The 21,072-nt window shown below is 37.7% G+C and carries 21 protein-coding genes; 18 read left to right on the forward strand and 3 right to left on the reverse strand.

Annotated elements, in window-relative coordinates:
- The first annotated feature begins 263 nt into the window (after positions 1-263).
- The 6 genes from CGC57_RS13115 (at position 264) to CGC57_RS06680 (ending at position 6,985) form a co-directional block, all read left to right on the forward strand.
- Positions 264-398: a hypothetical protein gene (locus CGC57_RS13115; RefSeq protein ID WP_262482402.1), complete on the forward strand. Its 135-nt coding sequence runs from the start codon at positions 264-266 to the stop codon at positions 396-398.
- Between the two features lie 135 nt (positions 399-533).
- Positions 534-1,418, forward strand: coding sequence for an NAD kinase (locus CGC57_RS06660; RefSeq protein ID WP_095898489.1), 885 nt, complete (start codon positions 534-536; stop codon positions 1,416-1,418).
- A 495-nt stretch (positions 1,419-1,913) separates the two neighbouring features.
- Positions 1,914-4,145 carry a ribonuclease R gene (gene rnr / locus CGC57_RS06665; RefSeq protein WP_095898490.1) on the forward strand — a complete coding sequence of 744 codons (2,232 nt, stop codon included), beginning with the start codon at positions 1,914-1,916 and terminating at the stop codon, positions 4,143-4,145.
- A gap of 201 nt (positions 4,146-4,346) precedes the next feature.
- Positions 4,347-5,336 carry a hypothetical protein gene (locus tag CGC57_RS06670; RefSeq protein WP_232747194.1) on the forward strand — a complete coding sequence of 330 codons (990 nt, stop codon included), beginning with the start codon at positions 4,347-4,349 and terminating at the stop codon, positions 5,334-5,336.
- Between the two features lie 309 nt (positions 5,337-5,645).
- Complete coding sequence (locus CGC57_RS06675) at positions 5,646-6,197, forward strand: hypothetical protein (RefSeq protein ID WP_095898492.1); 552 nt, start codon at positions 5,646-5,648, stop codon at positions 6,195-6,197.
- 122 nt (positions 6,198-6,319) lie between these two features.
- Positions 6,320-6,985, forward strand: a complete 666-nt coding sequence (locus CGC57_RS06680) for a LysE family translocator (RefSeq protein ID WP_095898493.1) — start codon at positions 6,320-6,322, stop codon at positions 6,983-6,985.
- Positions 6,986-7,084: 99 nt separating this feature from the next.
- On the opposite strand, the gene CGC57_RS06685 is transcribed toward CGC57_RS06680, so the two are convergent.
- From CGC57_RS06685 to CGC57_RS06695, 3 genes are all read right to left on the reverse strand, one after another.
- Positions 7,085-7,600, reverse strand: a complete 516-nt coding sequence (locus CGC57_RS06685; protein ID WP_095898494.1) for an OmpH/Skp family outer membrane protein — start codon at positions 7,598-7,600, stop codon at positions 7,085-7,087.
- A 429-nt stretch (positions 7,601-8,029) separates the two neighbouring features.
- Positions 8,030-8,848 carry a class I SAM-dependent methyltransferase gene (locus tag CGC57_RS06690; protein WP_095898495.1) on the reverse strand — a complete coding sequence of 273 codons (819 nt, stop codon included), beginning with the start codon at positions 8,846-8,848 and terminating at the stop codon, positions 8,030-8,032.
- A gap of 92 nt (positions 8,849-8,940) precedes the next feature.
- A complete protein-coding gene (locus CGC57_RS06695) occupies positions 8,941-9,273 on the reverse strand; it encodes a hypothetical protein (protein ID WP_095898496.1) in 333 nt (110 codons plus the stop codon).
- Between the two features lie 285 nt (positions 9,274-9,558).
- On the opposite strand from CGC57_RS06695, the gene CGC57_RS06700 reads away from it, so the two are divergent.
- From CGC57_RS06700 to CGC57_RS06755, 12 genes are all read left to right on the forward strand, one after another.
- A complete protein-coding gene (locus CGC57_RS06700) occupies positions 9,559-10,305 on the forward strand; it encodes an acid phosphatase (RefSeq protein WP_095898497.1) in 747 nt (248 codons plus the stop codon).
- 171 nt (positions 10,306-10,476) lie between these two features.
- A complete protein-coding gene (locus CGC57_RS06705) occupies positions 10,477-11,268 on the forward strand; it encodes a hypothetical protein (RefSeq protein ID WP_095898498.1) in 792 nt (263 codons plus the stop codon).
- 60 nt (positions 11,269-11,328) lie between these two features.
- Positions 11,329-12,063 carry a hypothetical protein gene (locus tag CGC57_RS06710; protein ID WP_095898499.1) on the forward strand — a complete coding sequence of 245 codons (735 nt, stop codon included), beginning with the start codon at positions 11,329-11,331 and terminating at the stop codon, positions 12,061-12,063.
- 11 nt (positions 12,064-12,074) lie between these two features.
- A complete protein-coding gene (locus CGC57_RS06715; RefSeq protein WP_157909310.1) occupies positions 12,075-12,782 on the forward strand; it encodes a hypothetical protein in 708 nt (235 codons plus the stop codon).
- Positions 12,783-12,820: 38 nt separating this feature from the next.
- Positions 12,821-13,540, forward strand: coding sequence for a hypothetical protein (locus CGC57_RS06720; protein ID WP_095898501.1), 720 nt, complete (start codon positions 12,821-12,823; stop codon positions 13,538-13,540).
- 18 nt (positions 13,541-13,558) lie between these two features.
- The gene (locus CGC57_RS06725) at positions 13,559-14,071 is read left to right on the forward strand and encodes a YfbM family protein (protein WP_232747196.1); all 513 of its coding nucleotides are present in this window, start codon (positions 13,559-13,561) and stop codon (positions 14,069-14,071) included.
- A gap of 489 nt (positions 14,072-14,560) precedes the next feature.
- Entirely contained in the window at positions 14,561-15,259 is a 699-nt protein-coding gene (locus tag CGC57_RS06730; protein WP_095898503.1) for a WG repeat-containing protein, read from the forward strand.
- Positions 15,260-15,586: 327 nt separating this feature from the next.
- Complete coding sequence (locus CGC57_RS06735; protein WP_095898504.1) at positions 15,587-16,030, forward strand: hypothetical protein; 444 nt, start codon at positions 15,587-15,589, stop codon at positions 16,028-16,030.
- A gap of 32 nt (positions 16,031-16,062) precedes the next feature.
- Positions 16,063-16,602 carry a hypothetical protein gene (locus CGC57_RS06740; RefSeq protein WP_095898505.1) on the forward strand — a complete coding sequence of 180 codons (540 nt, stop codon included), beginning with the start codon at positions 16,063-16,065 and terminating at the stop codon, positions 16,600-16,602.
- 61 nt (positions 16,603-16,663) lie between these two features.
- Positions 16,664-19,696: a leucine--tRNA ligase gene (locus CGC57_RS06745; RefSeq protein WP_095898506.1), complete on the forward strand. Its 3,033-nt coding sequence runs from the start codon at positions 16,664-16,666 to the stop codon at positions 19,694-19,696.
- 59 nt (positions 19,697-19,755) lie between these two features.
- Positions 19,756-20,424, forward strand: coding sequence for a hypothetical protein (locus CGC57_RS06750; protein ID WP_095898507.1), 669 nt, complete (start codon positions 19,756-19,758; stop codon positions 20,422-20,424).
- A complete protein-coding gene (locus CGC57_RS06755) occupies positions 20,421-20,993 on the forward strand; it encodes a hypothetical protein (protein ID WP_095898508.1) in 573 nt (190 codons plus the stop codon). Before CGC57_RS06750 ends, CGC57_RS06755 begins: the two co-directional genes overlap by 4 nt.
- Positions 20,994-21,072 lie beyond the last annotated feature (79 nt).

Consider the following 21,072-nt stretch of genomic DNA (forward strand, 5'->3'; position numbering starts at 1 on the left):
TTTAAAGGTGCAAAAGTACAAAAGATTTTCTAATGCCACAATGCTTGTGCAGGCTAACGTACTAAAAGTATGCCAAAAACCGCAAAAAGGGGAGAGATTGTTACAAATATAACTAAAGTACCAAATAAACACATCATCGCTAACAATTGCATTTTACTATTTGTAAATTGCCAATTGTCAATTCTTAATTGTTAATTGTTAATTAATTTGTACCTTTGCCATACCAATTCTCACAAACAGACTAATCAGAAATTGGCAAATCAATGAAAATAGCAATCTATATCCGACAATATTCTACCGAAAACGAAGCCATACTTCGCGAACTTTTCTCTCATCTCCTCCCTGAAGATGAGGTGTTTATTGAATGTGAAATTCTTAAAGAACTGAACATTCAATAAACACATCATCGCTAACAATTGCATTTTACTATTTGTAAATTGCCAATTGTCAATTCTTAATTGTTAATTGTTAATTAATTTGTACCTTTGCCATACCAATTCTCACAAACAGACTAATCAGAAATTGGCAAATCAATGAAAATAGCAATCTATATCCGACAATATTCTACCGAAAACGAAGCCATACTTCGCGAACTTTTCTCTCATCTCCTCCCTGAAGATGAGGTGTTTATTGAATGTGAAATTCTTAAAGAACTGAACATTCGCTCTCATCAATTCCTCAGGGCTAAACCTTTTAGCTCATTTGCCGACCTCAACAATTCGTACGAGGTGATGCTCACCATTGGAGGTGATGGCACCTTGCTGAAAGGTATTACTTACCTCCGCGATTTGCAAATTCCTATCTTAGGTATCAATTCAGGGCGTTTGGGTTTTTTAGCAAATGCTCATAAAGACGACCTGCAAAACGTTTTTCTGCAATTGCGCGACAAAACTTACGAAGTGGTGGAACGCTCGGTAATAGAAGCTGTCTATGCCGATAGTGGCGAGCCGGTAGACCCTATAAATTTCGCCCTCAACGAAATTACTGTTACTCGAAAAAATACAGCATCGATGATTACAATCGATACAGAACTGGGCGGCGATTTCCTATCGTCGTATTGGGCTGACGGACTTATCATTTCTACCCCTACAGGCTCTACAGGCTACTCGTTGAGTTGCGGTGGACCTGTGATTTTACCTACAGCCAAAAACTTTGTTATTACCCCCATCGCACCGCATAACCTCAATATGCGACCGCTCATCATCCCCGAAGATACTGAAATCAAACTCACTATCTCAGGACGGGAAAAGAAATTCCTTTTATCGTTAGATTCTCATATCAAATCAGTAGACAAAAAGCACTCTATTATTGTGCGCAAAGCACCTTTTGTAGTGAAAATGATACGATTAGACGGCGATAGTTTTATCAATACACTACGATACAAACTACTCTGGGGTGAAGACAGAAGAAACAAATAACACCTGACCCCTAACACCTGACCCCTGAAACCTAAAAACCTGTTCATAACTATTACTAAAAAAATAATAAATAAATTTGTTTCTCTCACTTTTCCGTATATACAAACCCAAGTCTAAAATAAGCAAATTTATTTTTTAGAAAATTATCAACAGTGATACAACAGTTATCCACAATTGCCATTTTAAAAAATTATCCACAAAATGCAGTTGAATAATCGTTGGGCAGTTATCAACAGTTTTGCCTAAAATATTCATTTTAAAAGCCGTAAATCGTTTTTTATTGTTGATAACTAATCATAAATCACATCAACTGAAAAAAGCAAATTTTTAAGCCTAATTTTTTACCCCCTATTCACACTCTCATAATAGTAACCTTCTTTTTTTAAAAAATATTTTTTTTCAATTTATAATTTAGAGATTGTTGATAACTCAAAAATGACTATCTTTGCACTTAGTCACATTGTTGTGTGACTCACATCTAAAAAAGAAATTACTATGAAAAAAACAAACAAACCCAAGAAACAAGGCAAATCAGGGAAACCTAAAAAAAATAAGAGTCTCGCTAAACGCAACAAGCACGAGCTTATCAAAGCAATATTCTCGGTGCTACACGAGCACCCTGAAGAGAGTTTCAACTACAAGCAAATCGCTGCCAAACTCCACATTACCGATGCACCGCGTCGTGATATGCTGGTAAAGCAACTCGTACAGCTGAAAGAGAAAAAACGCATTGTAGAAATAGATCGTGGAAAGTACCAAGCTATCCCTATGCAACACTACTATGTAGGTACGCTGGATGTGAGTTCACGCGGCAATGGCTATGTAATAGTGGATGGTTTAGATAACGACATTTTTGTAGCACAGAATTTTCTAAACAAAGCCCTCCACGGCGATTTGGTGGAAGTGTATGTATTCCCTCGTTTTAGAAATCGCAATAAGATGGAAGGAGAAATTAGCAAGGTGTTGGAACGCAACAAAGTGCGCTTTGTAGGTACCGTCCAAATGCACAAGAACTTTGCTTTTGTCGTCCCTACCGATGCTCGTATGTATACTGATTTCTTTGTGTTGAAAGACAAACTCAATGGTGCTCAGGACGGCGACCGTGTGATTGTACGCATAGAAGATTGGAAAGACAAAAGCGATTCGCCTATGGGGGTAGTAGAACAGATACTCGGCAAACCAGGGGAACAAACTACCGAAATGCACTCTATCTTAGCCGAATACGGTCTGCCTTATACCTATCCAGAAGAGGTAGAAGCCTTTGCTAAAAAGTTAGACCTTTCCATTACTGATGAAGAGATTGCCCGCCGTCGTGATATGCGTGAAACCCTCACTTTCACTATCGACCCTCGTGATGCAAAAGACTTTGATGATGCACTGTCATTCAAAGTATTAGAAAATGGCAATTACGAAATTGGCGTACACATTGCCGATGTATCACACTACGTGAAAGAAGGCACTATATTAGATGAAGAAGCCTATAACCGCGCTACTTCAGTATATTTGGTAGATAGAGTAGTGCCAATGTTACCCGAAATACTCTGTAACTTCGCTTGTTCACTCCGCCCCGATGAAGATAAATACACCTTTTCGGCAGTGTTTGAGATGAATAAGAAAGCTGAAGTGGTAGATATTTGGATAGGACGCACCGTAACGCACTCCTCTTTTAGATTTGCTTACGAAGAAGCACAATCAGTAATAGAGCAAGCTAAAGTAGGGGAGGAGTACACCATTCCTGCCGAAACTTCTATTACCGATAAAGAGCGTACCGTACCTGCTGAGGTGGTAGAGGCTATTCTCACACTCAATACCTTAGCCGAAAAACTGCGCGGCAAGCGTATGCGTTTAGGAGCTATTACTTTTGATAAGGTAGAAGTGAAATTCGACCTCGATGAGAATGGCAACCCTACAGGGGTATATTTCAAAGAAAGCAAGGAAGCCAACAAACTAATTGAAGAGTTTATGCTCTTGGCTAACAGAAAGGTAGCCGAGTATGTAGCCAAAATGAAAAAGACTTTTGTATACCGCGTACACGACGAACCCGATGCCGAGAAACTACAGCAGTTCAATACAGTTATTAACCGATTTGGCTATAGTTTGGATTTGAAAAATCGCCAAACCACTACCGATTCGCTTAATAATCTCTTAGAAGAAGTAAAGGGCAAGAAAGAACAGAATTTAGTCGATACCTTGGCAATACGTTCAATGGCAAAAGCTACTTATACTACCAAAAACATAGGACACTATGGTTTAGCATTCGATTATTATACCCATTTCACTTCACCTATACGCCGTTATCCCGATGTGATGGTACACCGCCTTTTGCAACTCTATTTAGATGGAGCTCCTTCACAACCCGAAGCCGAATATGAAACCAAATGCAAACACTCGTCACAAATGGAGAGTGTAGCAGCCTCAGCCGAGCGTGATTCTATCAAATATATGCAGGTGAAATATATGGAAGCCCATAAGAATCAGCAGTTTGCAGGAGTGATTTCAGGTGTAACCGAATGGGGTATTTATGTAGAAATTACCGTAAACAAATGCGAAGGATTGGTACGCGCTCGCGACATCAAAGACGATTATTACACTTTCGACGAACAACAATACGCCTTGGTAGGACAAGCCACTGGCAAGACCTACCAGCTTGGCGATGAAGTAATGATACGTGTCAAAAACACCGACCTGATGAAAAAGCAATTAGACTTTGAACTCATAAGTGAATAATTAAAAGTGATTTTAGGATATGTTATGTAGGGGCGTTTTGCAAACGCCCTTACAAATTGCACCATACACTTTGCTAAAGTTTCACACTTTGGCAAAGTTGACTAAAGTTGACTACAAAGTTGATTACTCTGATTATCAACTATTTTTATAGTATGTGCTGCAAACGTCCTTACAAATTTAAAAACAATGAAAATCAAAAAGATGATATATTTATTTTTATCGTCAGTTATTATTTTCTTAGCAATCGGTCTTCTGTGGTTGTTTCGGAATCCGTCTTACGAAAAAATAGATAAAACATTCGTACAAGCATCAGATTCTGCGATTAAAAAAGAAATTCCTGCTTTTAATCTGAATTTTTTGGTAGACAAAGTAGCTTATTCTGAACCTGTTTATTTTCCTAACGGAGTGGAAACAGCCGATTTTACAGAACACTTAGAAGCTATAAATTTAGAAATTCCCGATTGGAACAGAGAAGGATTATACGAGGTAAAAGCTTCTACCAAAGCAGGTGTCTTAGATCCTGCATTTTTAGTATACAAATGGGATTCAGACACTTCCAATACACTCATTTTTCATCACGGAGCATCGGAATATCCTTTTTACGGGATTTTTTCTAAGATTTTCAAAAAAGCGATACTGAACGATTTAGGTATAAACCTAATCGTAGTCCGAACTCCTTTTCACAAGCAAAAAGGGGCTTTGAGACAGGGCACAGCGAACCTATCGACCTTTATGGCAACGATGGCAACAAGTGTGAAATTAACCGAAAAGCTGATTCACACTTTACGACAAAAAGGAGTACAGACTATCGAAATTGGCGGATTCAGCTTGGGGGCTGTGATAACAAACAGGCATCGAGTGGCATATAATTCGGCAGATTTCTATGTGCCGATAGTAGGAACAGTGGCACACGAAAAGTTTTTTATTTTCCCAAAGAAAAAGGCTACTGAAAGTGAAATTGAGCGAAACAAAATCATTACACATCACCTAAATTTCTCAGCTCAATGGCAAGAAAATCAATCCCTAAATGTATTTCCGGTTATGGCTCGCTACGATCTGTTTTTACCACTTCACGAGCACGCTCCCGCTTATGGAAATCTAAAAGTAGAAATTTGGAATACAGGACATTTATCCACTGCTCTTTTCTACGACGCAATGCGGTATGTTCTGTTAAAACATCTGAAGAACTAAACTTTTTAATGGGAGTTTTGCAAACGTCCACATAAATAAAACTTTTCGGATACCTTCTTGAAAGTTAAATATATTTGGAAATTATATAAAAATGATGTACTTTTGCCTCAACTAATCCTAATCTCTATGCTTATGACTGATATTGATATTATTTCCTTTGGAGATATATTTTGTTGTTTTCTTCTGTAAACAAAATATAGTGAGGATTTTTCCTTAAAAATGACTTCCCCTAACTGAGCTACGGGTTACTGTCTTCATAAAAAAGAACGTGCAAAGAAAATTAAATTAATAATTTTAAATTTAATTAGTATGAAAGAAATAATAAAATTTTCGTTGTTTGTATTGTTTTTTGCAGTAGTATTAGTGTCTTGCTCTAAAGAAAAAAATCAAGAACCATTGCAAGATTTGCAAGATAAGTCAATGACTTATAAAGAGTTTTTTGAAACTGTATCAGAAAAATCAGTGAACTTTGTTCCAAATGAGAAAGTATTACTTGTCTCATACAAATTAAACAAAGAAGATAATACCGTTACTTTCTTGTCAAGTATCATTGCTGAATCAAGCTGGGGTGTAGGTTTTGATGTGGCTGGTAAGTATGAAAAACAACAACTTTCTCACAATCAAAAAGATAATTATACTGTATTTTATGCAAATAATGATGGTGAGAATTTAGAGAAAACTTGTAATGGAGTTAGTAATTTTAAGCAATTGCTTTTTAATTATTATACTGAGGGTATCCATAATTATTTAGTTTATGTACCTGATGTAAAAGCTTTCTATCTTTCTAAAGACCTTGAAGAATTAGTTGATTTGAAAGATGAACAAACTCTAAAACAAGTAAGTGAAATTATCAAATCATAGTTAATAATTATCACAATACCAATAGAGTAGGGGAGAGGTACTAAAAACTTCTCCCTTATTTTTTGTGATTCAGCAGTTTTTTAGTACTTTTGTGCAATTAATCAAATTTTAGGTAGAAATAGATGTTTGCGGATGTATTGCTTGCATTACCTTTAGGCTTGTTGTTAGCTTTTACCATAGGTCCTGTCTTCTTTGTATTGCTGGAAACAGCTATTACTAAAGGATTTAGGGCAGCTATTGCTTTCAATTCGGGGGTAGTATTAGCCGATGCTGTCTTCATTCTCATTGTCTATTTCACTACCAGCAGTCTGTTGCGCGAAATTAAGGACGACCCTAAACTCTTCTTTGCTGGCGGACTTATAATGGTAGCCTACGGACTTATCTCATTTATCAAACTGAAAAAAGACTTCAAGAAAACAATGGATAATAAGGAGAATGCACACTTACAAGTAGCTGAAAAAGTGAACTATGTAGCCCTCTTTATCAAAGGTTTTCTACTGAATTTCATCAATATAGGGGTTTTAGGTTTTTGGTTAGGGATTATCATCGTTTTTGGTCCTAAACTCGATATGAATGCCAGTAGGATATTTGTATTTTTTACTTCTATTATCTTGGCTTACTTTGGCATAGATATCATTAAAATTCTCATTGCTAAGAAGCTCAAAAACCGACTTACCGCTTTTCATATCTACAAAATCAAACGCGCGATTAGCATTATATTGTTAGTCTTTGGAGTTTTCTTGATATTCCAAGCGTTCTTTCCTAACGTATTACAATTAACTAATTAGCTATCAATAAAAAAACTTTGTCAAAGTCTTAAAAACCTTGACAAAGTCTATAATTACAATTCTGATTCCTGATTCCTGTCTCCTGAAATCTGTTACCTATTACTTCTTACCTGATTTATATTGATTGTTCAAATATTCAGTAACTTCTTTAGTAATATCTTTGTTATCAGCACCATAGAGTACGCTACCGCCGTCGTTAGCACCAAGGATAAATGTATAGCCTTTTTGTTTGCCATATTCTTTAATGTTTTTCTTCACTTTGCTAAGTAGAGAATCCATTTGAGTTTGGCTTTCCAATTGCAATCTTTCTTCTTCTTGTTGCAAGTGTTGTTGCAATATCTGACTCTTTTGCATCAACTCATTGTATTTTTTCTGAGCCACATTTTGAGGGAGGGTTTTAGCCTGAGTGTCGAAAGCGCGTGCTTCAGTTTGGAATGCTACAGAAATACTATCGCGTTTTTTCTTATAGGCATCAACTTCAGTTTTCAATTTAGCCTCGATGTCTTTTTTCTCTTGGTACTCGTTTAAGAGTTTGCTGTTATCCACGAAAGCCACCTTATCGGTGCAGGCAGTAAGAGTGAGGATTGCTACGCCTGTTAAGATGAGTTTTTTCATTTTCTATAATGTTTAATTCAATTCAGGTCGCAAAAATAAGAAAGTTTTGTGTGTAAATGAAATATTTTTTAATTTTATTACTCAAAAAAGTAAAATACTATTTTTCGTCACTCGTCATTCGTCACTCATTGTTCCACGTGAAACCTCTATAGACTTTGACAAAGTCTAAAACTTTGTCAAAGTGTAGCGACTTCCTCCTGACCCCTGACCCTATTTCCTAAGAATAATCATTTTCTATTTTAAAACAAAAATCTATAAAAATACTTTATTAAAACCGACTTTATTACAGCCGTTTTTAAGCGTTATTTTTAAAAAGTGATATACTTAGTTATTGATAGGAGAGAAGTATCGTAAAAATGCCTTATTTGAAGTTTTTGCTATTTTTAGCTTCAAAAATAGTAAAAATAGGTAACTCTTACCTCTTATCTCTTACTTCTTACCTAAAATGTAAATTTGTGATGAGTATTCTCCTTTGCGCCAACCGTAGTAGTTGGAACGGAGTCCGTTGAGGAAACCTTTAAGAAATGATTTCTTACCTGTTTTGTATTGTTCGGAAAGCATACTCACATAAAAAGCATCAAAGAGCATAGGGTGGGTAGCGAGGAGGTGGAAACCTTCTTTAGCGAAAAGCTGCTCGATACTCTTTTTGGAGAAATGCCATAAGTGTCGGGGTACATCATAAGCAGCCCAATGTTCCTTATAATGCTGAGCATCCCAGGAGCGATAGTTGGGCACTGCTATTACAGCAATGCCGTTTTCTTTTAGTAAGTTACTAATAATCTGTATTTCTTTTGTTACATCGGGTACGTGTTCTAGTACGTGCCACATTGTAATTACATCAAAAGAGTGGGGGAGGAGTTCGCTAAAATCAGCTTGTAGCAATAAGCCTTTTTCCTCTGCTTTGGCACGTGCTTTCTCGCTGGGCTCAATGCCCATAGCCTCCCAATGAGCGTATTTTTTGCTACTCAATACAAAGTCGCCTGTACCCGCCCCTATGTCGAGGAGGTGTATATTTTCTTTTTTGTATTGCTTGATGAGTGCAATTTTATGCTTTAGGTTATAGCTTTTCACCCATTGGTAGAGTCTGTCGAATAGCGTTTTACGGCTATCGGTATGTGAGATATATGCTTCACTTTCGTAGTATTTACTCAGCTCATTAGGAACGGGATTTGTTCTGTAAAGTTCTAATACTGAATCATATACAAGAGTAAATTCCTCTTGTGATACACTGTAATCTTTAATTGTCATCAGGTGTGAGCCACACGGGCAATTTAATTGTTAATTATTAATTATTAATTGAAAAAAATGTTCCACGTGGAACATTTCTTACCTTTTACTTCTTATCTCTTACCTCGAAGGAAGGCGTATAGTTTTCGTGTTTTTAGGTAGTGGAGGTTATTATCGTTTTCGTAGGCTTCGCGTTCAAAGATGATATTGCGATAGGCGCGATACTTATCTTTGTATTTTAGGTATTTCATTCCGAAGTCTATGAGATACCATATATAGAAAAAAATCACTAAGAGTTCGCGTTGTTGAGCAAGATGTATGCGTTCGTGATTGATGAATTGAGGGTCTTCTAATAGTCGCGGATTATTTGTAAATACAAAAGGGTAGAGGGTAATTCCTGCAAAGCCTTTAGGTACGAAAAATTTATTTACTATAAAACGTTTCATTTAGGTAAGAGTTAAGAGATAAGAGTTAAGATGGTGCAAAGGTAATAAATTAATTAACAATTCGCAATTGTGAATTGTTAATTAAAAAATGTTCCACGTGGAACATTATATAAACATTCTCTTTTGCGGCTTGTCCCCTTCGGGGAAGCAGCGAGTGCTCATAGCTGCGTATGTGCAGGGCTATCCCTAACTAAATGATTTAAGATTTATTCTTTTATTGCTTGTATTTTTATTTATTAATTCTTATTTTTGTCGGCGTATTTTAACCATAAAAACAATATTAGTATGAAAAAACATTCTATTTGGGTAGGCTTCTTTGCTTTTATGACCCTTAGTACTTTTGTACAAGCACAGGAAAAAGAATCGCATCATTATCTTTCTTTAGAAGATGTAGCGAGTAGTTTGGAACTGTTACCTCCTCCCCCTGCTGTGAATAGCATTCTCTTCCTGAATGATGAAGCTCAATACCGCTGGGGCAAAATGCAACGCCCTACACCCCGCGGTGACCAAGCTGTGAGTGATGCGCGCCTCTATGGCGATGGAGTAGCCAAATCGTTTTCGGAGGCTTTTGGGATGACAATTTCTAAAGAAGGAACTCCAGAAATTTACAAACTCATCAGTCATTTTCGTGAAGATGCCGGCGATTATGCTACCCGTAGTGCTAAAGAACACTATATGCGTATGCGTCCGTTTACCTTCTATAATGAAGATACTTGCAATACCGAACAACAACAAGGACTCTCTACTAACGGTTCTTATCCTTCAGGACATACGGCTATTGGTTGGGCTACTGCCTTGGTATTAGCTGAAATCAATGTAGAGCGCCAGAACGAAATCCTCAAACGCGGTTATGAAATAGGGCAAAGTAGAGTGATTTGTGGTTATCACTTCCAAAGTGATGTAGATGCCGGCAGACTTGTTGCTAGTGCCGTAGTTGCTCGCTTGCACGCCAATAAAGAGTTTATGAACCAACTCAATAAAGCAAAAGCAGAATTTGCTAAACTTTCAGGACGCTCAGGTAATAGACGATAGGTTTCAGGGGTTAGATACTAATAAAATGAATCAAGAATTAAAGAAATGATATATTGTTTTATTAGAAGTTACAGTGAGAATTGCTTTTACACCTTCTCCCTCTTTGGGGTTCGGGGGCTATATTTACAAAATACTTAACTTAACTTTTGATGGCTATTAATAACTAATAATATGAAAAAAATGCTTTTTCTGTGTCTGTTTCCTTCATTGGGAATGGCACAAATTGTCAATCCTCCTATTACTCGCGCTGATAAGGAGCTGAAAGGGGAGGTGAAAACGATGGTAGAACGCACGTATGATGTGTATCGCGGCGACCTGAAACAAAAACGCCTCGCTACGGAAAATCGTTATGTGTTTGACAAAGCGGGATACGCTACGGACTCTGAACAGCGTTATAGCGGTAATAGTTTGCGTTACCAGTATACGTATGATGCTGCACAACATCCTTTGAAGGTAACGATTACCAAAACGGCTCACGGTGGTTCGCTCGTTTCTACGGGTAAATATGAGTATGATGCTCAAGGAAAATTGCTTTCTTATCGTATGCTAATGCAGGGGAGTGTATCGCCTACGCAGGTCTATACTTTTAGTAAGTGGGATAGTAATGGCAACCCCGTTGAAGGTGTTTTGCAAACCGATAAGGATAAGGCAAAAGTATGGCAGGAGTTCAATAAGCACAACCAGCGCACTTTGCTCAAAATGGTTACCGAGGGCGATACTTCTTCCGAGATACGCATAGAAGTGCGTTACGACCGTGAGGGTAGGGTAGTAGAGCGCAGTATTGCTGAGGGTAACACTCCCCCACAAGTATTGCGTTATACGTACGACAAAAAGGGTATCCCAACGGGTACAAACAACCAGCAGTTTAAACATACTTTTGACAAGAAAGGCAATTGGATTACTCGTACTATCTTTGTAAATGGGACTATCGTAGGGTATGTGGAGAGAGAAATTACCAATTAGTGTGAGCCACACGGGTGCGAGCCGCACGGGCGATTTATTAATGAAAAATATTATCTTTTAATGAAAAGTATTATCTTTGCTATAGTATTTACTATACATTTTGGGCTGTTGGCGCAAAACGAATATTCGTGTGCTGAGATGCACCTCAAAGGGAAGGTGAAAAGCGTTACTGAAATTACTCAGTATGCGTATCCTCCTCAAAAATTAGCTACTATGAAAATGCAAAGCTCTATCCCTACGCTTTATTCCTTTAACCAAAGAGGAGACCTCACTGAGAAAAGCATAGGAGCGGATATCAAGTATGTGTATCAATACGATCGCTATCAACATTATTTATCGGGTGGTAAAAAGTATGTCTATTCTGATAAAATAAAGGCAGATATAATGTTTATACGCGTTAAAGATGGAGCTTTTTGGGAAGAGCTTACTTTTTATAAAAAGAAGATAGAGAAATTGAGAATTGATTATTTATCACCTGTTCACTGTAAAATATCTCATACCATTGATAGAAAATTGTTTGATGAGAAGGAGATTTACTACCAAAAACCTTATTCGTATAGCAAAATTGATTACATACTTCGAGATGGAAAAAAGGAAGTCTATACTTATAACGACCAAGGCGAGGTAGCGACGATTATTTTCTACGACGAAAATGGTGAAGTGAGTAATAGCTACCATTATGAGTATGTGTATGATGCGCAAGGCAATTGGGTAGAGAAGAAGCAAACTTTTCAGACTCCTATACCAGATAAATACCCTGAAATTGTACGCAGGGAAATAACTTATTACGACTAATATATAATCTTATGATGAGGTATCTTTTTTTGATTTTAGTACTAATATTACCTATAAGTTTACTTGGACAAAGTGTCTATACAGCTAAAAGTATGTCGCTTAAAGGGAAGGTGAAAACGGTGGTAAAAGATGAAAGTTATCCACCACTTTGCACTCCCACTACTTACTTTTTTGATACACAAGGAAGATTGCTTACCTATACTTTGAAAGGATTGTATACTATTCAATTTGAATATGATAGTTCTGATTATCCCACCAAAGCGGTAGTAATTTCTCACGATGGTATAAAAAGACGTATGACTTTTGAGACAGATACTACTCATAGTTTTTGGAAGGAAATAATGCGAGAGGAAGGTAAATTGACAGAAAAAGAATATCACTTGGTATCTCCTACGAGAAGAAACTTTATCTATGGTCATATTTTACCTTATGCTAAGATGATTTTTAGAATAGCTTATTACTATACTGATAGTACACGAACAAAAATAAGTCATACCATAGATGAGGAAAACGAAGAGAAGATAGTGTATACTTATAATGCCAATGGAGATAAGGAAACGGATAAGAGGTATTATCTTGCTACTGATAAATGTTTGGGAAGTTATCGTTATGATTATCAATATGATGATAAAGGCAATTGGATTCAATGTAGTAAATATATGGAGAATGTTCCTTATCCTATCTATGTTACACATAGGGAAATTACTTATTACAACTAATATAAAATCTTATGATGAGGTATCTTTTTTTGATTTTTATGTTTATAGAAACAATTCATTTGCAGGCACAAAAGGAATATACAACCGCAAGATTAGACCTTAAAGGGAAAGTAAAATCGGTTACAGAAGTGGGTTTTCTAAACTATCCTCCTGAATTAGCAAATACTAAAATGATAGTAGTAGTACCTATCACTTACCGTTTTGACCTAAAGGGAAATCTTGTGGAAAAGAATATTAGGGGCGATATTGTATACTGTTATGAATATGATGCGCACAATCACTTAAAAGGCGGTAAAAGAATTAGTTATCCTGATAAGGGAATTAATTATCCTGATAAGGCAGAAGAAACGGCTATCAGCTTTTTATATGATAAAGCAGGTACTTATTTGGTAGAAAAAGTTGGCGAATCTGAAAGTACAACCTATCGGTATTTTGGTACTCATACTCAAATATCGTATACATCGTATACTGTGAAAGGGCGTACCACAATAGAAAATGACATCTATTACAAAGATAACGGACAGGTAGATTATACACTTCAAGGCGATATAAAGAGTGTTTATCATTATGACAATAAAGGTCAAATAACTGATATAGAGGTATATAACTTAAAAGGAACTAAACTTTTACACTATCATTACAAATATACATATGATGATAAAGGCAATTGGATAGAGCGAGAAGAAATCTTTGAGAAGCCAGTACCAAAAGATAGATTTCCTGAAATTGTACGCAGAGAAATAACTTATTACGACTAAATATTAAAAACTATGAGTATGATTATGAATTTGTTCCGCATCTCTAAGCAGGAGCTTGAAAACTACATTCAAACGCCTTCTCTTTTTGAAGAGAAATTGGATGTATTGTATGAATCAGAAGACAATGATGATGCTTTTTTGGATATCGATAAAGCGTGGGGCGGTATTTTATATCTGCTTACTGGAAAGGCATTTGCCTCTGGAAGTCCTGAGGATGAAGTAGATAGCCTGAATCGTATCTTTTTCAGTGCGCAATTCTTTGATGAAGATATGGATGTAGGCTACGGACCTGCTCATTACCTTACTCCTGAGCAAGTAGCGGGTATTCATCGCAAAATAGCTTCACTTACAGAAGCTGATTTAAAAGCGCATTACAATCCCGAAGCGATGTGTGAAGAGGAGGAATTATACCCTTCATTGGATTGGAATGAGGAAGATTTTGAGTATTTGTATTCTCATTTTCAAGCACTTCAATCTTTTTTTGCTACGGCAGCCAGTAGGGGAGAGGCGATGATTACTTTCCTGAGTTAGGGGAAAATATGGGCTTTCTAAAAAGTCTCAAAATCGCTTTTGCATCATAAACTTTGCCAAAGGTGCGAGCCGCACAAACAAGAAACTTTAGCAAAGTTGATTACTCTGATTATCAATAGCTTTTGTAGTTTTTTTGTAAGAGTATTTTGAGAGTTATCATAAAAGTCTCTTTATCCGGCTTGTCCCCCTTCGGGGGAACGGGGGCTATAAAACTGATAATCAATAATCCGTCGTATTTGTGTCGCTACACTTTGGTAAATTTTCACATTTGTGTCGCTACACTTTGCCAAAGGTGCGAGCCGCACAAGCAAGAAACTTTGGCAAAGTTAATTACTCTGATTATCAATTACTTTTGTAGTTTTTTTGTAAGAGCATTTTGATAGCTATCATAAAAGTCTCTTTTTCTGGCTTGTCCCCCTTCGGGGGAACGGGGGCTATAAAACTGATAATCAATATCTTTTTAATAGAATAACCAAAATAAACAATATAATGAAAAAATTCTTAATAACAACCTTAGTCCTATGCTGTGCAGATTGTAACAGCGATTGGCGCAAACAGTACGATGAAGTACTCCCTACACGCACCGAGAATATGATGGTACGCAAAGGCGATAAATACGGACTTGTAAGCCCTAAAGGATTGGAAATCACCCCCGTGAAATACGATTATATTGATACCAATCCCCCTCAAGATATGCCTTTTTACGATGTTACTATCAACAATTTAAGAGGAATCATCAAACCTTCAGGTGAGGAAATTATCCCTGCTAAGTATGATTTTATTTGGTATTCACAAGGCGTATTTGTGGTAAAACTGAACGATAGTTATCAACTTTTGGATAGCCACAACAAAAGTCTTACCCCTTGGTTTGACGAAATTGATGTGTTTTACCAAGGTTTGGCATTTGCCAAAAATACAGGGTATTACGGTTTTTTAAATCCTAAAGGAGAGCTTGTACTGCCATTTGTATATGATGACGCAGATCATTTTAACGAAAGTGGTTACGCAATGGTGAAATACAAGGGCAAATGGGGAATGATTGACAAAAAAGGAAATACAAAACTCCCATTTGAATATGAACACGCCGAGCCTTATTCAGAACCTACCGAAGAATGGGAAGATTATTATTATTTACTCATCAAAAATGGCAAAGAACTGACTATAGATAAGGAAGGTAATTTTTTATAATACTGATTATCAATATATTATTAATTTCTTATCTCTTATCTCTTATCTAAAATAGAGCTTGTAGCTCGTGCAAATTTGCCCATGCAGATCGCCCCCCATTACTCCCACTACTCTCATTACCCCCACTACTCTCACCCCAAATTTGCTCATTTCGTAATTATACACTACCTTTGCCCCACAATTGGCAAATTTGCTAATTAGCAAATCGATAAATTAAGAATTATGCTTTTATTTAAATGATTTTGTATATGCAAAAAGTTCCTACCTAAGTGAAAACGGGGTAATAAACCTTTCATATTTTGAATACAAATAAAAAAACATTATAAAATGAATATACAAGAGCAAAACGTCCCCCAGTCTTACCGAGATTTATTTGCTACTATTCCTGAAAAATCCAACTTTTTCTACGAATATGCACGCCGTAAGAAACCCACTCTTCCTAAAAGAGTTTATGTAATACAAGGTTTCTTCTCTCTTACCCGTGAAACCGATGATAATGGTGAAAAGCTGATTCCTACTTATCGACTACTTGCACAAAAAGACTTTTTCTATAAATCAATAGAAGGTAATAGTATAGACAAACTTCCTTCAGTTGAAGTTCTAAAAACAGCTTTTGCCTTTGGTTTTTCCGATGGCGGTATACTTTTCTTCCACCCCGAAAAACATAGTGTTTGGGTAATATATGATGACCTTTATACCGAATTAGTAGCTGATACCTTTGATGAATTTCTTGAAAAAGCAACTTTCCAAAGACAGTGGGATTTTAAATAAAAATATAACATACATTCTAAATAATTTTGTATATGCAAAAAGTTCCTACCTACTTAAGTGAAAACGCTTGTAATGTAAAATCAGGCGATTATCTCTCAGTAGATATCCAATCTAAAAATGGAAATTCACTCTTTGAAGTGTATTATTATGGAGATTTATTTGAAGTAAAGAGGAAAAAATTGCCTTTTATTGTAGATAATAAAACTGGAATTCCTTGTAAAATAGTAGCCAAAGATACAGAAACAGGCGAAGAAATATTGCTTTTTGACGGCTACCGACACGGCTATAATGCAATGTTTTGCGATGAGTTTGACCCAGCAGAAGTTAAAAAACGAACTTTGGTAAAATACGATATTGCTCCTTGCAAAATTCATATAGATTTTGGATATTCTATTGATTACGAAGAAGAAAAAGAAGATTATGAAGTAGACGAAGAAGATAGAGTAACCCTTATCAATGGAGAAACTATTTCTTGGGAAGAAGTGAAAAGAAATGGCTTTGACTATATCTCTATTGTCTGTGAAACTGAAAATGGAGAAAAAGCAGAGATTGTATCTTTAGAATTAGCTTAAAGAATCAGCAAATTATTACTACCTTTGCACCCTAATACCTAACACCTGAAACCTAACACCTATGGTATATAATCACAAAGAAATAGAAGCCTTTTGGCAAGAATATTGGGCAAAACACCAAACTTTCAAAGCCCAAAACGACAGTACCAAACCTAAGTACTACGTGCTTGATATGTTCCCTTACCCCTCAGGGGCGGGCTTACACGTAGGGCATCCGCTGGGCTATATCGCCAGCGACATCGTGGCGCGCTACAAGCGTCACAAAGGGTTCAATGTGTTGCATCCTCAGGGTTATGATAGTTTCGGTTTGCCAGCCGAGCAATACGCTATCCAAACAGGGCAACACCCTGCCCTCACTACCGCGCAGAATATCGCCCGCTACCGCGAGCAGCTCGATAAAATAGGCTTTTCATTCGATTGGAGTCGCGAGGTAAAAACTTCCGACCCCGATTACTATCGTCATACCCAGTGGATATTTATACAGTTGTTCAACTCGTGGTATAACAACGCAACCGACAAGGCAGAGCCTATTGAAACGCTCATTGCGCTCTTTGAAACAGAAGGCAATAGCAAGGTCAATGCTGCCTGCGACGACGATACCCCCACCTTCACTGCGGAACAGTGGCGCGCTTTTTCATCAGAAAAACAACAACAAATCCTCCTCAAATACCGACTTACCTACTTGGCAGAGACCGAAGTGAACTGGTGTCCTGCCTTAGGTACTGTACTCGCCAACGATGAAATCGTCAATGGCGTATCCGAGCGTGGTGGTCACCCTGTAATCCGCAAGAAGATGACCCAATGGAGTATGCGCATCACCGCCTATGCCGAACGCCTTTTGCAAGGCTTAGACACCATCGATTGGAGTGAGAGCATCAAAGAAAGCCAACGCAACTGGATAGGAAAATCAGTAGGAGCCTCTATCAACTTTGTGCTCGCCTCCGGCGAGCACAAAGTCGAGGTCTTCACCACTCGCCCCGATACCCTCTTCGGTGTTACTTACCTTACTCTTGCCCCCGAACACCCCTTAGTATTGCAAATCACTACTGAGGAGCAACGTGCTGAGGTAGAGTCTTATATAGCAGCTACTGCCAAACGTTCAGAGCGCGACCGTATGGCAGACACCAAAACCGTATCAGGAGCTTTCACAGGGGCGTATGCGGTACACCCACTTACCGGCAAGCAAATCCCTATTTGGATAGGCGATTATGTATTGGCAAGCTATGGTACAGGGGCTGTAATGGCAGTGCCTGCTGGCGACGACCGCGATTATGCCTTTGCTAAACACTTCAAGGGCGCCAAAGGAATGCCAGAAGTGATTAACATCTTCGATAAAGATATTTCAGAAAACGCCTTTACCGACAAAGAGGGAATGACTTACCAAAACTCTGATATTCTCAATGGTTGCACTAACTTTAGCGAGGCAGTTACCAAAGTGTTAGCAGCCTTAGAAGCCAAAGGAGCAGGCAAAGCCAAAGTGAATTACCGTCTCCGCGATGCTGTTTTCTCACGTCAGCGTTATTGGGGCGAACCTTTCCCAGTATACTATGAAAACGGCTTGCCACAGATGATAGGCGAGGAGCACCTCCCTATTCTCCTACCTGAAGTAGAGAAATACCTCCCTACCGAAGAGGGGAACCCACCGTTGGGCAATGCGACCACTTGGGCGTGGGATACTGCAAACCACAAGGTAGTGAGCAACGAGTTGATTGATAATCAAACCGTATTCCCGTTAGAATTGAATACTATGCCAGGTTGGGCGGGCTCTTCTTGGTATTGGTTAGAGTATATGATGGAAAAAGACGCACGTGGAACCTTCCCTACCAAATCCGTAGTAGACTACTGGCAAAACGTAGACCTATACGTAGGAGGTAGCGAACACGCCACAGGGCACCTCTTGTACTCTCGCTTCTGGAACAAATTCCTTAAAGACCGCGGTTTTGCCCCCACTGAAGAACCTTTCAAAAAACTGATAAATCAGGGTATGATATTGGGTATGAGTGCCTTTGCATACCGAGTGTTATGGGAAGTGAAAGATGAGCAAGGTAATGAAGTGAATTTAGTTGAAGTAAAAGAGCTTTCATCTAATAACTTTCCTCCTATATTTGTTTCAAAGAAATTCAAGGATGATAAGTTGGCGATTGTTTTATTAGAGAAGATTTTCCCTAAATATCCTCAATGTGTGGAGTTTATGAAAAAACTCTCAGGAAAAATAATTAATACTATTATCCAACCTATTCACGTAGATGTTTCTCTCCTCAAAGATACTTCTGATGAATTAGATATTGATAAATTTAAAGCGTGGCGTAAAGAATTTGCTAATGCCGAGTTTATTTTAGAAAATGGTGCACTCTACACCCCCTCCTTGGGAGGGGGACAGGGGGAGGATTTTCTCACAGGTCGTGAAGTCGAAAAAATGTCGAAATCTAAATACAACGTGGTAAACCCTGATGATATTTGCGAACAATATGGTGCGGATACTCTGCGCCTTTACGAAATGTTCTTAGGACCTTTGGAACAAGCCAAACCTTGGAACACGGCAGGTATATCGGGGGTATACAACTTCTTGCGCAAGTTATGGCGTTTGTATTTCAATGACAACGGTTGGCAAGTAACCGATGAAGCTCCTACACCTGAAATGCTCAAAGCGCTCCATAAAACCATTAAAAAGGTAAATGAAGATATTGAGAATTTCTCCTTTAATACCTCCGTGAGTCAGTTTATGATATGCGTGAATGAGTTATCATCGCTAAAATGCCACCATAGAGACGTTTTAGCGCCTCTTGCGGTATTGGTAGCACCTTTCGCTCCACATATCGCCGAAGAGCTCTGGAAAAGGCTCGGAAATACCGAAAGTGTAACTTATGCACCTTATCCCGTACACGAGGACAAGTATTTGCAAGAGGACAGCAAGGAGTATCCCGTATCGTTCAACGGAAAAGTGCGCTTCAAACGCGCTTATGCTACCAGTATGACTCCTGCCGAGATAGAGCAAGCTATCCTTGCCGACCCTCAAACTGCAGAACAACTACAAGGCAACACCCCTAAAAAGGTAATTGTAGTGCCTAATAGGATTATCAATATCGTAATGTAAATATAAAAAGTCGTTAGTCATTAGTGATTAACGACTTTTTCTTTTTTTACATCAAAATTATGGATACAGTATTTTTCTTGATGCTCCCCATTCTCGGGGTTATTATGTACTTTGTGATGGTACGCAAAAATGCCTTTGAAGAGCGCTTGGCACTTTATCGCCCTCAGCACCAGCTGTCACAAAAGCGGGAGGATTATTTGAAAGGGGTGCATAAGTTCCGTCTCTGGTTTGTAGGTATCTTCTTTGTAATATTTGTCGCTCCTTCAATCATCTACTTTATATTGATGTTTCAAGAGAGTACAGCTAAATGGTATGTATTATACCCCAATGAAATGATAGTAGAACCTTTGATAATATTCTTGATTGGTTTTTTAGCTTATTACCTCCTTTCTTACGTGTTCAAACGCAATGAAAAAGCCCTGCGTATGCTGGTGGAACAAATGAGCGATAGTGATTTTGAGTTACTCCTCAAAATAAAAGAGAGATTACCATTTATCAATAAATATGATACTTCATTTGTATTGTGTAACCATCAGTTATATTTCTTTACTTTCTTTGCAATTCGTGAGATTGACCCTACTAAAATTACCAATATGAACTGGGGAAGATCCAAAAACGGTGTCTCAGTAACCCTCAAAGCTCCCAAACGAACAATGATAATGATGCCCCGAGAAGCATTTCCTTACTTTTTGCAAATCGTTGAACAGTATAATCCAAAACTAAAATGAACAACGCCCTCCTCTCTTCCGAACGGCAGCAATATGTTGAAAACCAAAACAAATATATCAAAAAAGCAGCTGTATTCTTTGCCTGCACACCCATTGTTACAATAGCATTTTTTGCAGGGATATTCTTCTATATCATTCCAGATAAATCTCAGATCTACAATCTTTTGTTAGCAATCTCAGTCGCCGAAATTTTAGCGTTCTACTTTAGCTATCGCGTTTTGAAAAAGAAAATTCAAAACCAACAAGAACTCCTTGCGCAAATGTCGGATACTGATTTTCAGCAGTTGCTCAACACCCAAAAATATTTGTTTCCTTTGATGAAATACAACCCTCCATTTGTGTTTTGTAGAAATAAACTCTACTTGTTTCCCCTCTTCAAAATCAAAGAAATCAACCCTACAACTATCAAACAACTCAGTTGGAGGTATTATAACAGACAAAAACGAGGAATGACTTTTATCAAAACGCCTAATACTACCAATGTTGCTAAAATGACAAAAGAACTATACCTACATTTCGCATCGATTATCAAACACTACAACCCCAGTGTACAAATCGAAATGCTTTAAAACCCTTAATACACAACTGTTAAAATTGTTAAAATTGTCAATTCTCAATTGCTAATTCTCAATTGTTTTTTATCTTTGC

The sequence above is a fragment of the Capnocytophaga sputigena genome, from assembly GCF_002302495.1.
In the GTDB taxonomy this organism is placed as follows: Bacteria; Bacteroidota; Bacteroidia; order Flavobacteriales; family Flavobacteriaceae; genus Capnocytophaga; species Capnocytophaga sputigena.

What these genes read in the sequence shown, in the direction of transcription:
- CGC57_RS13115 (WP_262482402.1), top strand. Translation starts at nt 264, where the DNA reads ATGAAAATAGCAATCTATATCCGACAATATTCTACCGAAAACGAAGCC.
- CGC57_RS06660 (WP_095898489.1), top strand. Translation starts at nt 534, where the DNA reads ATGAAAATAGCAATCTATATCCGACAATATTCTACCGAAAACGAAGCC.
- rnr (WP_095898490.1), top strand. Translation starts at nt 1,914, where the DNA reads ATGAAAAAAACAAACAAACCCAAGAAACAAGGCAAATCAGGGAAACCT.
- CGC57_RS06670 (WP_232747194.1), top strand. Translation starts at nt 4,347, where the DNA reads ATGATATATTTATTTTTATCGTCAGTTATTATTTTCTTAGCAATCGGT.
- CGC57_RS06675 (WP_095898492.1), top strand. Translation starts at nt 5,646, where the DNA reads ATGAAAGAAATAATAAAATTTTCGTTGTTTGTATTGTTTTTTGCAGTA.
- CGC57_RS06680 (WP_095898493.1), top strand. Translation starts at nt 6,320, where the DNA reads ATGTTTGCGGATGTATTGCTTGCATTACCTTTAGGCTTGTTGTTAGCT.
- CGC57_RS06685 (WP_095898494.1), bottom strand. Translation starts at nt 7,600, where the DNA reads ATGAAAAAACTCATCTTAACAGGCGTAGCAATCCTCACTCTTACTGCC.
- CGC57_RS06690 (WP_095898495.1), bottom strand. Translation starts at nt 8,848, where the DNA reads ATGACAATTAAAGATTACAGTGTATCACAAGAGGAATTTACTCTTGTA.
- CGC57_RS06695 (WP_095898496.1), bottom strand. Translation starts at nt 9,273, where the DNA reads ATGAAACGTTTTATAGTAAATAAATTTTTCGTACCTAAAGGCTTTGCA.
- CGC57_RS06700 (WP_095898497.1), top strand. Translation starts at nt 9,559, where the DNA reads ATGAAAAAACATTCTATTTGGGTAGGCTTCTTTGCTTTTATGACCCTT.
- CGC57_RS06705 (WP_095898498.1), top strand. Translation starts at nt 10,477, where the DNA reads ATGAAAAAAATGCTTTTTCTGTGTCTGTTTCCTTCATTGGGAATGGCA.
- CGC57_RS06710 (WP_095898499.1), top strand. Translation starts at nt 11,329, where the DNA reads ATGAAAAGTATTATCTTTGCTATAGTATTTACTATACATTTTGGGCTG.
- CGC57_RS06715 (WP_157909310.1), top strand. Translation starts at nt 12,075, where the DNA reads ATGATGAGGTATCTTTTTTTGATTTTAGTACTAATATTACCTATAAGT.
- CGC57_RS06720 (WP_095898501.1), top strand. Translation starts at nt 12,821, where the DNA reads ATGTTTATAGAAACAATTCATTTGCAGGCACAAAAGGAATATACAACC.
- CGC57_RS06725 (WP_232747196.1), top strand. Translation starts at nt 13,559, where the DNA reads ATGATTATGAATTTGTTCCGCATCTCTAAGCAGGAGCTTGAAAACTAC.
- CGC57_RS06730 (WP_095898503.1), top strand. Translation starts at nt 14,561, where the DNA reads ATGAAAAAATTCTTAATAACAACCTTAGTCCTATGCTGTGCAGATTGT.
- CGC57_RS06735 (WP_095898504.1), top strand. Translation starts at nt 15,587, where the DNA reads ATGAATATACAAGAGCAAAACGTCCCCCAGTCTTACCGAGATTTATTT.
- CGC57_RS06740 (WP_095898505.1), top strand. Translation starts at nt 16,063, where the DNA reads ATGCAAAAAGTTCCTACCTACTTAAGTGAAAACGCTTGTAATGTAAAA.
- CGC57_RS06745 (WP_095898506.1), top strand. Translation starts at nt 16,664, where the DNA reads ATGGTATATAATCACAAAGAAATAGAAGCCTTTTGGCAAGAATATTGG.
- CGC57_RS06750 (WP_095898507.1), top strand. Translation starts at nt 19,756, where the DNA reads ATGGATACAGTATTTTTCTTGATGCTCCCCATTCTCGGGGTTATTATG.
- CGC57_RS06755 (WP_095898508.1), top strand. Translation starts at nt 20,421, where the DNA reads ATGAACAACGCCCTCCTCTCTTCCGAACGGCAGCAATATGTTGAAAAC.